The 10,957-nt window shown below is 38.1% G+C and carries 10 protein-coding genes; 4 read left to right on the top strand and 6 right to left on the bottom strand.

From position 1 onward, the window contains the following. Positions 1–178 precede the first annotated feature (178 nt). The gene (locus tag VB691_RS17765; RefSeq protein ID WP_323292854.1) at positions 179–1,321 is read left to right on the top strand and encodes a restriction endonuclease subunit S; all 1,143 of its coding nucleotides are present in this window, start codon (positions 179–181) and stop codon (positions 1,319–1,321) included. Positions 1,322–1,345: 24 nt separating this feature from the next. Next, complete coding sequence (locus tag VB691_RS17760) at positions 1,346–4,798, top strand: DEAD/DEAH box helicase family protein (protein ID WP_323292853.1); 3,453 nt, start codon at positions 1,346–1,348, stop codon at positions 4,796–4,798. 371 nt (positions 4,799–5,169) lie between these two features. Here the strand turns inward: VB691_RS17760 and petD are convergent, their stop codons facing one another. Beyond that, positions 5,170–5,652: a cytochrome b6-f complex subunit IV gene (gene petD / locus VB691_RS17755; protein ID WP_323292852.1), complete on the bottom strand. Its 483-nt coding sequence runs from the start codon at positions 5,650–5,652 to the stop codon at positions 5,170–5,172. 126 nt (positions 5,653–5,778) lie between these two features. Further along, positions 5,779–6,447, bottom strand: coding sequence for a cytochrome b6 (gene petB, locus VB691_RS17750; RefSeq protein ID WP_323292851.1), 669 nt, complete (start codon positions 6,445–6,447; stop codon positions 5,779–5,781). Between the two features lie 283 nt (positions 6,448–6,730). Between petB and VB691_RS17745 the strand changes: the two genes are divergently transcribed. Beyond that, positions 6,731–8,029, top strand: a complete 1,299-nt coding sequence (locus VB691_RS17745) for a tetratricopeptide repeat protein (RefSeq protein ID WP_323292850.1) — start codon at positions 6,731–6,733, stop codon at positions 8,027–8,029. Between the two features lie 89 nt (positions 8,030–8,118). On the opposite strand, the gene VB691_RS17740 is transcribed toward VB691_RS17745, so the two are convergent. From VB691_RS17740 to VB691_RS17725, 4 genes are all read right to left on the bottom strand, one after another. Further along, positions 8,119–8,334 carry a hypothetical protein gene (locus VB691_RS17740; RefSeq protein ID WP_323292849.1) on the bottom strand — a complete coding sequence of 72 codons (216 nt, stop codon included), beginning with the start codon at positions 8,332–8,334 and terminating at the stop codon, positions 8,119–8,121. Positions 8,335–8,386: 52 nt separating this feature from the next. After that, complete coding sequence (locus VB691_RS17735) at positions 8,387–8,800, bottom strand: type II toxin-antitoxin system VapC family toxin (RefSeq protein WP_323292848.1); 414 nt, start codon at positions 8,798–8,800, stop codon at positions 8,387–8,389. Continuing rightward, positions 8,797–9,039 (bottom strand): hypothetical protein, encoded by a 243-nt coding sequence (locus VB691_RS17730; protein WP_323292847.1) that lies wholly within the window; start codon positions 9,037–9,039, stop codon positions 8,797–8,799. The genes VB691_RS17735 and VB691_RS17730 overlap by 4 nt, the downstream gene beginning before the upstream one ends. Positions 9,040–9,127: 88 nt before the next feature. After that, entirely contained in the window at positions 9,128–9,370 is a 243-nt protein-coding gene (locus tag VB691_RS17725; RefSeq protein WP_323292846.1) for a hypothetical protein, read from the bottom strand. Positions 9,371–9,710: 340 nt separating this feature from the next. Between VB691_RS17725 and VB691_RS17720 the strand changes: the two genes are divergently transcribed. Beyond that, a complete protein-coding gene (locus VB691_RS17720) occupies positions 9,711–10,793 on the top strand; it encodes a tetratricopeptide repeat protein (RefSeq protein WP_323292845.1) in 1,083 nt (360 codons plus the stop codon). Positions 10,794–10,957 lie beyond the last annotated feature (164 nt).

Genomic DNA, 10,957 nt, shown 5'->3' with positions numbered 1-10,957 from the left:
TTCTGACAATGATTATTAGGCAAGAATAAATGATGTATTTGTATTTCTATTCAATATCAACCAACCAAAACACCCACTGGCCAACCACTCCCCCCTTTCCAAGGGGGGTAGGGGGGGATCTCAGATCCCTTGAGGATGAGATTAGAGCCGATTTTGATACTTTGGAGGGAATGCTGGGATGAAAGCAACTTTTATTGAGGATGCTTGTGAACTAATCACAGACGGAACTCACTACACTCCTCCCGATATTGGTGAAGGGTTTCCTTTTCTAACAGTAAAAGACATGAGTGTGAAGGGTTTGGATTTTGTTCACTGTTCACACATATCGCCTAGTGAATATGCCAAAGCTGATACGGGGAAGTCGTCACCAAAAATTGGTGATGTCCTATTCTCTAAAGATGGGACTGTGGGAAAAGTTCACGTAGTTTCGGAGAATAATGAGTTTGCAATCCTATCTTCTATCGCTATTCTAAGACCTAAGAAGGATGTCTTAGATAGTAACTATTTTGGTTATGTGCTTCGCTCTCCTATTACACTAGACCAAGCAGTTCGGCGAAAAACTGGTTCAGCAATTCGTAGAATAATACTCAAAGACTTGAAAAGGGTTAAAATCCCCCTACCACCCCTCGACGAACAAAAGCGAATTGCTGCAATTCTGGATAAAGCTGATGCTATCCGACGCAAGCGAAAAGAGGCGATCGCACTCACTGAAGAACTTTTGCGATCGACCTTCCTCGATATGTTCGGCGATCCTCTTTCTTGTCATTCAGATTCAATTTCGCTCGGAAAATGTGCTGATGTAATTATGGGTCAATCTCCACCAGGTACTTCGTATAATCGTGAGGGTTATGGAACGCCTCTGTTAAATGGTCCAACTGAATTTGGTAACGTTCATCCTATCGAACAACAATGGACAACGAAGCCAAAAAAGTTATGCTTTGCTGATGATGTTTTATTTTGTGTGAGAGGTGCAACGGCTGGACGTTTAAATGTTGCAGACAAAAAATATTGTATTGGTCGAGGTATTGCCGCGATTCGTCCAAAAGTAGAAAGCACTTATAATGCAAGCTTTCTGTATGCAATCTTAGAGAGATATTACAATTACTTTCAACAACGTGGAGTTGGTAGTACGTTCATTAACATTTCCTACAAGGAGTTAACTGATTTACCTATTCCAAAGTCCAATATCTCTACTTTGAGAAACTTCAATTTAATATATGGCGAAACTCAAAAAAACATGAATAAATTAAATCATCATCTTCATCAGTCTGATAACCTTTTCAACTCATTGCTGCAAAAAGCATTTTGTGGGGAACTCTAATGTAAGAGCAACAGGAGCATTTACATGACATCTAATTTTGATTTTCTCAAAGAGCAGTTCCCCCAACTATTTACCCATGCTACCCATACCGAAAGCATGGCCTATTCTGCTCCCCGTGCCAGTTGCTTCTATGCTCGCTTTACCTTAGAACAAGCGGTTTTTTGGCTCTATGATAACGATGCTTACTTACAACCGCCCTACGATAACAATCTTGCCGCACTCATTCATGAACCAACTTTCAAAGATAATCTAAAACCAGGACTATTCCCCAAGATTAGGACAATTCACAAAATCGGGAATTTAGCAGCCCACAGTTCTAGTCAGATTACCACTATAGACTCACTTCGCATTGTTGAAGATTTATTTCACTTCCTTTATTGGCTTTGTCGCTACTATTCAGTTCCCCCCTTATCAAGGGGAGCTAGGGGGGATCGGGATATCACCTTTAACCGCCAATATATCCCCCACCCCGAAACCTCAAAGGATCTATCCAGAGAACAGCTTACCGAATTAGAAACCCAATTATCTCAAGCTTCGGAGATGAAGCAAATTGCTGAGAAAAGGCAGCAGCAAACAGAAGCCGAACTAAATGCCCTCAGACAAGAAATAAAGACCCTCAAGCAGCAAAATGAGGCAGTAGCGGATACCCATGATTACCATGAAGCCGATACCCGCCGTTACTTACTCGATATTCTCCTCAAAGAAGCAGGTTGGAATATTAACCATCCCGACGCAACAGAATTTGAAGTCCAAGGAATGCCCAATAATTCCGGTAAGGGTTATGTAGATTATGTCCTCTGGGGAGATGATGGTAAACCGTTAGCACTCCTTGAAGCCAAACGTACCAGCAGCAGCCCCACCAAGGGCAAACAGCAAGCCAAGCTTTATGCTGACTGTTTAGAAAAGAAATTCAGCCAAAGACCCGTTATTTTCTACTCCAACGGTTATAATCACTGGATTTGGGATGATTGTACCTATCCACCTAGAGAGATTGATAGTTTCCTCCAGAAAGATGAACTAGAACGGATTATCTTCCGTCGTAGCCACCGCAAAAGCCTTGATCTCGTTATGCCTAACAAAGACATTGCCGGACGAACCTACCAATTAGAAGCTTTAAAGCGAATCTCAGAAACCTTTAACCAGCAAAATGCCCGTAAATCCTTGCTAGTGATGGCAACGGGGACAGGAAAAACGAGAACCGCGATCGCCTTAGTTGATCTTTTAATGCGAGCTAATTGGGTCAAAAGAGTCTTGTTTCTGGCAGATCGTAACGCCTTACTAACGCAAGCTTTCCGTAACTTCAAAACCCATTTACCCACCGTTACCCCTGTTAACTTAATCGAAGATAAAAAGGTTAAATCAGTCAAAAACAAGAATGCAGGGAGTGCTAACGTCATCCTATCGACCTATCCGACGATGTTTAACCGCATTAGTAACCAAGAAGATGCAGAGTTTTATATGAGTCCTGGGTATTTTGATTTAGTCATTGTTGATGAAGCACACCGAGGCATTTATCAAAAATATCAGGCATTATTTCAGTATTTTGATAGTTTATTGGTAGGATTAACAGCCACACCGAGATCAGAAGTTCACCGCGACACCTATAAAATATTTGATTTAGAAGCAGGTGTCCCCACTTTTGCCTACGAATTACAAGACGCGATAAAAGATGGTTATTTAGTCCCCTCTCAAGGTATTACCGTCCCCTTTAAGTTCTTACGTCAGGGGGTTAAATACAGTCAGCTATCAGAAGAAGAACAAGAAGAATATGAAGAAAAATTCAGGGACGAAGAAACAGGAGAACTTCCCAATGAAGTCAACGCAGCCGCTATCAATAAATGGTTATTTAACAAAGATACCGTTGACCAAGCATTGCGGTTACTGATGGAAAAGGGGCTAAAAGTAGAAGCAGGGGACAGACTGGGAAAAACCATCATTTTTGCCCGAAATCATGACCATGCTGAATTTATTGTCAAACGCTTCGATGTTAATTATCCTCATTATCAGGGTAAATTTGCTCAAGTCATAGACAGTCACAATAACTATGCTCAAAGTTTACTCGATGAATTCTCCGAACCCCATAAAGAACCGACCATTGCCGTTTCCGTTGATATGCTAGATACAGGGGTTGATATTCCTGAAGTGGTCAATTTGGTATTTTTCAAACCCGTTTATTCTAGAGTAAAATTTAATCAGATGATTGGCAGAGGAACAAGGCTCTGTCCTGACTTATTTGGGATCAGTCAGAATAAAGAAAAATTCTTGATTTTTGACCTCTGTAGTAATTTTGACTTCTTTAACCAAGAAATTGAAGAAAAAGACCCCAAGCAAGCTGAAAGTATTAGTGCCAAACTGGTAAAAGCCCGTTTAGCGGTGAGTCAAATTCTTCTAGATAAGACTCTCATCACAGATTCCGAAACCTCTGAAACTGACAATAAAGAACTCCGAAACGCCTTATTAGACAATCTACATCAGCACGTTGCGACAATGGAGACAAATAATTTTCTAGTCCGCAGACATCTGCAACAAGTAGAAAAATTCTCAAAACGCGATCGCTGGAATCAGTTAAGTGAAAGTGATACCGAAGAAATAGCCGAATATCTAGCCAATTTACCCAATGGACTACCCAAAGAGGATGAACTAGCGAAACGCTTTGATTTACTTTGTCTCAAACTTCAGCTATCAATTCTCAAAAACACAAAAGACTTTATCAGTTTACGGGATAAACTGAGGGATTTACTCGACCGCCTGGAGGAAAAACAAACCATTCCAATGGTCAAAGAACAGCTTCCCCTGATCGAAGCAGTGCAGAATGAAACCTGGTGGTCGGATGTAACCCCTATGATGGTTGAGTCGATCAGGCTCAAAATACGCGATCTGGTGAAGTTTATCGACCGCAGCCAACAAACCATTGTCTACACCGATTTTAAAGATGAGTTGGGGGATATAGAATTAGTTGATGTTCCCTTACAGCAAACGGGCTTTAGCCCCTACCAGTACCGCAAGAAAGTAGAAGCCTATATCCGAGAACATGAAGATCACATCGCTATTTACAAGCTAAAGCGCAATGTTCCCCTGACCGACGGGGATTTATCAGAACTAGAAAAGATGTTATTTTCGGCTGAGGAGGTAGAAAGTCGCGATCGCTTCGAGCAGGTTTATGGTAAGGATTTGAGCCTAAAACTGTTTATTCGTAAAATAGTCGGATTGGATCGCAATGCTGCTAAGGATGCCTTTGCTCGCTATTGGGAGGATAGTAACTTCAGTGCCAATCAAATCCGCTTTGTAGAGAACATTATCGATTACTTGACCCAGAATGGCGTAATGAATCCAGGTTTACTTTACGAGTCACCTTTTACCGATATTCACCACGAAGGGCTAGATGGAGTTTTTAACGATGATCAAGCTGACGAAATTGTCACTTTAGTGAAAGTATTTAATCAAAAGGCTGATTATTCTCCTAAAGAAATTGCCTAGACTATACTTTAATCGCTTCTGATTTGACGTTGCTGATTGTGAAATTGATCTGCTACGAAATGATCAGGCTTTGAAGGCTAAGAGCAAATACTTATTCAACAACACCGATTTTTTGTCCTGTACTTAGGGCAAATTTATGCTTCCATTAAAAACTCATGGCAAATTTATACTTCTTTTTAACCAAGAGTAGTTTAAGATGTTTAACGTAAAACCGCTATTCTAGACCTTATTGTGGCAAAGTTATGGTTCTTATAATGGCAAAGTTATGGTTCCAGTGACACATAAAAATTCATGCCTGCGATCGCTCTTTTCCTAAACAACAGGATAAGAAACAATCACAGGCATAAAATAAAAGCTCAAGCTTCGTTTTTTTAGAACAGTCCCAAAGTCAAAGACTTGTCAATGGGGAAAGTCGCACCCGCACCTAACCATAAGGTAACAACTGTTCCAAAAAGGAAAACAGCAGTCGCAATAGGACGACGGAAGGGATTTTGAAACTTGTTGACATTTTCAATGAAAGGAATCAACATTAAACCGAGGGGAACTGCTGCTTGACAAGCAATTCCTAACAATTTGTTGGGAAGAACCCGTAAAATTTGGAAAACGGGATATAAATACCATTCCGGTAGAATTTCTAAGGGAGTGGCAAAAGGATCAGCAGGTTCACCAATTAAGGCAGGGTCAAGAACCGCTAAACCAGTAACTAACCCAATGGTACCTAAAATAACGATGGGGAAAACATAGAGCAGGTCATTAGGCCAAGCAGGTTCCCCATAATAATTATGACCCATGCCCTCGGCCAACTTGGCCCGCAGTTTAGGATCGCTTAGATCTGGCTTTTTTTCAGTAGCCATGATGATAGATTTCTCCTTATCGAAACAGCGAATCAGCAGGATTTTTATCTGAATATTCGGTGATCAGTGTTTAATTATCTAAGATTTACCGATAATTAACTGTTCACTGATCACCCTTGACAAGCTTTACAAGGGTCCAGAAATCCCTTGTTTGCGAATCATTAAAAAGTGTGCCAACATGAACACTGCAATCAGCCAGGGGAAGACAAAGGTATGTAAACTGTAGAAACGAGTCAAGGTTGCTTGTCCTACACTTTGACCCCCTCTGAGCAGTTCTACCATTTGATCACCAACGACGGGAATGGCAGCAGGTACACCGGACACGATTTTAACAGCCCAATAACCCACTTGATCCCAAGGTAAGGAGTATCCAGTTACACCGAAAGAGACGGTAATCACCGCTAAGATGACTCCTGTAATCCAGGTTAACTCACGGGGCTTTTTGAAGCCACCAGTCAAGTAGACGCGGAAAACGTGGAGGATCATCATTAATACCATCATACTGGCAGACCAGCGATGGATAGAACGGATCAACCAACCGAAGTTAACCTCGTTCATGATGTATTGAACGGAGGTAAAAGCTTCTGTTACCGTTGGTTTATAGTAGAATGTCATCGCAAATCCAGTGGCAAACTGAATGACAAAACAAACTAGAGTAATGCCACCCAGACAGTAGAAGATGTTGACATGGGGGGGAACGTATTTACTGGCAATGTCATCGGAAATCGCTTCGATTTCCAGACGATCATTAAACCACTGATAGACTTTGGAATCTGTGACTTGTTTAGTGAACATTGAAGCTATAATTCGCTATCGAATGAACGGATGGATGATTTGATGGAGTCTGACTCCTCCAGATTAAGACATCTGATGTTAGGAGTCAGGGTTGGCTTATATCAAGCGTACTATGCCATAGCTGTTTTTACTGTGTTTTCGCTACCACAGGATCATAATCTTGGAAGACTCACAAGGCTGTGGCCAGGGTGAAACCCCAAGAAATTTAACCCTTTTCATTTTAACTTGTTTTCTGCTTGTTAATGCAATGTGCTTCTCAAAGGATAAAATTAGAACGATTTTTATGACTCCTCCTACACCTGCACCCTTACAAGTTGCTCTAAAGCGTTACAAAACGGCTCTTAACCCTTTAGAAACTTCTAATATCTCTCTTAATAAAGAACAAATTTTAGAAATTCTGGCTGCTAGAGATGCGCTTCAAAAACAACTGGAAGCTGAGGCAAAAATTTCCATTAATATGTGGTCAAAGTTAATTGAACAAGATACCAGGTTAAAACAAAAAACTTACAAGATTACTCAAGTTATTGATTTGGCTGAATATCGAGAGTCTTTACCTATTTCTGAAGAAGCTTGGTGGTGGTATTTGGACAGTAGGGAATCTTTACACCCTTGCAATCGTTTTGATTGGCTATTTAGGGTTGGTAAACTTGTTTTTTTGGGAGTTAATTTCACTTTGATTGGAACTATTGCAACTCGTTTTTTTAGTGGGGGTTCTGGTTTAGTAGAAATAGGAGGGTTTATTTTTTCGACTTTTATCTCGTTATTACAAGTTGAAAATGCTCTGACAAAGGCGAGAAGTCATGGTTTTGTTAAGATAATGAACTTTTTTAAAATTCCTGAACATTGGTATGAAGAAATACAATTTTCTGTGACTTTCATTATTTTTGGTTTACTATTATCAATTTTGTTAAATTTTTCGTTTTTTTCTGATGTTTATAATAAAGAAGGAAAAAGATTTCAAGATTCTCATAATTTAGTGTTAGCAGAAAAAAACTATTTAAAAGCGATTGAATTAGATGGAGATAATGTAGATGCTCATTATAAGTTAGGGACACTTTATGAGGAGTTACAGGATATTAATAATGCAAAAAAACAATATTTAATTGCTGCTAAAGCGGGTTATTTAGATGCTTATAATAATTTGGCTTATTGGTATATTAGAGAAAATAAAAATGCAGAAGCAGTGGAATTATTAACAACAGCAACTAATTTATTAGCAGAACAAGATAAACAATCAGACCAACTTACTACAGATAAAAAACGTAATTTAGAAGTACAAAAATATAGTATTTATAAAAATTTGGGTTGGGCAAGATTTAAACAAAATCGTTATAAAGATGCAATTCCTAATCTTTTAATTGCTAAAAATATTGCTGACAATAAAGATTATCAACCATATATTCGTAATCCTGGGGCAGCTTATTGTATTTATGCTCAACTTTTACAAAAACAAGATAAACAATCATCTGAAGCTAAAGAAAATTGGTTACAATGTCGTCAATTAATTGAGTCTCGGTTAGCTGCTGGTGAATCAATTAATGCTGAAGAAGATCAATGGTTATATGAAGCTAAAAGAAAATAAAAAATCATAAAAAAACATATAATCTTATCTGATAATTTGATATTTTTTACATTTTTAGAAAAATTGTACTAAAACAATATCGCCTTTTTTTAGTGCCACTGAATAGGTTCTCCATCTTCAATAGTATAAATATCTGGTTCATCGTAAAGGAAATCAAATGCTCCCCCTATTTGAACTAAATTTTCTATTTCTTTAGCTGATGGATAGGAAATTTCCTCAGCTAATTTTTGTTCTAATAGTGTTCTTTCTTCTTCTGAAAGAAATTGAATAATTTGTATGAGAGATACCACTAATTTTGTATTCATTTGTGATTAATCCTGTTTGATTGAAAGTTCTGATGATGAATCATTCTCTTGGTTATTCTCTTAGTAAAGCACTAAATCCTTCTTGCTGAAAATGCTTATCAAAGGTTAATATTTCATTGATTTCTAGTTGTCTCATGATTTGCATTGAGGCACAATCTGTTAAACTGTAACCTTTATCTAAACGTCTTTGATAAAAATCAAAAGCTTGCTCAAATTGTTCACTGGTTTGAGGAATAATTAGGGTATTGTTATGATTACGTAATTTGCTGGTTAAGCGAATCGCTGATTGACGCAAAAATTGTCCTCGACTGCATAAAGCATTGAGTAATTCTGTGAGAACCATTTCGCTAGTAACACCTCTAAAATTGCCTAATCTTGTTGTCATCAGTGTAATAAACTCATGAGCATTATCTCGCGGATCTGCCAGAGCTTGTAGATAAAATGTATCTAGGAAAATTTGTCTCATTCTTCCTCATCTTCTCTCGGTGCGCCATACATATAATGTTCCGCATTACGCGCAAAGTCTGTAGGAAGATGTTTCCGCCATTCTGATTGAGGAACAACATTACCAATCGCCGCAATTCGCTCCCAAAAGGGTTTTTTTTGAAATTCTGGGTCATTTTCAAGAGCATCCCATTTAGCATTGAGTTCTTCCATTGATAACTCATTAGTATCGGTATTATAACGATCATTTAAGCTAGTCATAATTAGGTTTTAGTTTTGTAATTAATACCACAAATTAATTATAACAAAAATTCTCTTTATAGATGAAATCTATCTAGAAAAATTGGTTTTATTCTTCCTCATCTTCTCTCGGTGCGCCATACATATAATGTTCCGCATTACGCGCAAAGTCTGTAGGAAGATGTTTCCGCCATTCTGATTGAGGAACAACATTACCAATCGCCGCAATTCGCTCCCAAAAGGGTTTTTTTTGAAATTCTGGGTCATTTTCAAGAGCATCCCATTTAGCATTGAGTTCTTCCATTGATAACTCATTACTATCGGAAGTTGAACGATCATTTAAGCTAGTCATAATTAGGTTTTAAACTCTTGAGAAATGCCATCTTGCTCAATTTGCTTGATAACATCTCGTACCTTCATTGTATAAGAATAATAATGATTTTAACTGTTATTATAAGCTGATGCGGTTCTTAAGATAATTATTATGTTAAATCAACGCCTACAGACAGACAGACTAAAGTCTGATACTATAAAAACTAAGCATCCCTTCAGAGGCTAAATTAAACCCGCGTAGGTGGGTTTTGTCTTTATAGCTTAACCCTTTAGGGTTTAAGCCTATAATTTCTAACAGTTATTAAGTTATAATTATCAAAAAAAATCAACAATTCATGATTTTTACTATTATTTAAACTATGAATAAATCCTTAAACAATATTGCTTTTCTTGTCTTAATCTTAATTACTGTAGGATTTCCCGTTAAGCTTTTCTCTGGAAATGTTGGAATTAGTGTTATTTATGATGTAAAAGGTAACGTTATGGTTGAGAAAAAAAGCTGGAAAAAGCCTCAAATTGCTACAGTGGGACTGACTCTTACTTCTGATGATAAATTAAATGTTGCGGCGAATGCTTCTGTTAAGGTTTATTGTAGTAATCAACAGATATGGACTGTTACACCAGGAATTTATAATGTTTCTAGCGGTTGTCCTTCTGGAAACGCTGTTATACGAATACTAAATAGTAATAATGATACCCTTCGTCCACCAGGAATGAAAGAAGAAGCGTTATCAAAATTACCTTATTTAATTACTCCCCGTGAAACCTCTATTATTACTAATACGCCTCAAATTAGGTGGAATAATGTTTCAGGTGCAAGCAGTTATACTGTTAAAATAGATGGGGTTAATTGGGAGATGAAAACTAATAATACTGAGATAAATTATCCTGGTGAACCTCCCCTCAAAGCAGAAGAACGATATCGGGTAACAATAGAAGCTGATAATGGGACATCTTCTAAAAGTGATGCAGTTGTCGGGTTTAATGTGTTAAATGAACAGACTAAAAAAACTGTTTTAGATGCGGTTAAAACTATTCAACAGCAACCCTTATCCTCAGAGGAAAAGGGGTTAATTTTAGCCCATCTTTATCGAGGTTATAAGTTATATGGGGATGCTATTGATGTGTTGGAAGCATTGGTTAAACAAGGAAGTCAGGAGGTGACAGTTTATCAATTGTTGGGGGATATTTACCTTGATATCGGGTTGCCTCAATTGGCAAAAAAACCTTATGAGAAGGGATTAAACTTAGCTACTAATACGGATAATTTGTCAACACAAACAGAGATACAAGCAGGGTTAGGAAAAGCTTATCGTCTGTTGGGGAATGATAGTGAGGCGGTACAGTTGTTGAAGAAGGCAAAGGCTGGTTATATTAATTTGGGAGATGAGATAAAAGTACAGGAATTAGATAAAGAAATTAAGGCTATTTTGGGAGTGTAGGGGCATAATGAAGATTGAGGGTTTAACAGTGTTAAACCCCTACGAAAATATTATCGGCGTAGGGGCATAACACCGTTATGCCCTTCTCATTGGTTGAGGGTTTAAAACCATTATGACCTTCCCATAGGTTAAGGGTTTAACAGTGTAGGGACATAATACCGTTA

The organism is Crocosphaera sp. XPORK-15E, from assembly GCF_034931425.1.
Lineage (GTDB): Bacteria > Cyanobacteriota > Cyanobacteriia > Cyanobacteriales > Microcystaceae > UHCC-0190.
This window is presented reverse-complemented; position numbering and strand designations above follow the sequence as displayed.

Bases quoted from the DNA above. Each gene is read 5' to 3' on its own strand.
- VB691_RS17765 (WP_323292854.1), top strand. From the start codon at position 179: ATGAAAGCAACTTTTATTGAGGATGCTTGTGAACTAATCACAGACGGA.
- VB691_RS17760 (WP_323292853.1), top strand. From the start codon at position 1,346: ATGACATCTAATTTTGATTTTCTCAAAGAGCAGTTCCCCCAACTATTT.
- petD (WP_323292852.1), bottom strand. From the start codon at position 5,652: ATGGCTACTGAAAAAAAGCCAGATCTAAGCGATCCTAAACTGCGGGCC.
- petB (WP_323292851.1), bottom strand. From the start codon at position 6,447: ATGTTCACTAAACAAGTCACAGATTCCAAAGTCTATCAGTGGTTTAAT.
- VB691_RS17745 (WP_323292850.1), top strand. From the start codon at position 6,731: ATGACTCCTCCTACACCTGCACCCTTACAAGTTGCTCTAAAGCGTTAC.
- VB691_RS17740 (WP_323292849.1), bottom strand. From the start codon at position 8,334: ATGAATACAAAATTAGTGGTATCTCTCATACAAATTATTCAATTTCTT.
- VB691_RS17735 (WP_323292848.1), bottom strand. From the start codon at position 8,800: ATGAGACAAATTTTCCTAGATACATTTTATCTACAAGCTCTGGCAGAT.
- VB691_RS17730 (WP_323292847.1), bottom strand. From the start codon at position 9,039: ATGACTAGCTTAAATGATCGTTATAATACCGATACTAATGAGTTATCA.
- VB691_RS17725 (WP_323292846.1), bottom strand. From the start codon at position 9,370: ATGACTAGCTTAAATGATCGTTCAACTTCCGATAGTAATGAGTTATCA.
- VB691_RS17720 (WP_323292845.1), top strand. From the start codon at position 9,711: ATGAATAAATCCTTAAACAATATTGCTTTTCTTGTCTTAATCTTAATT.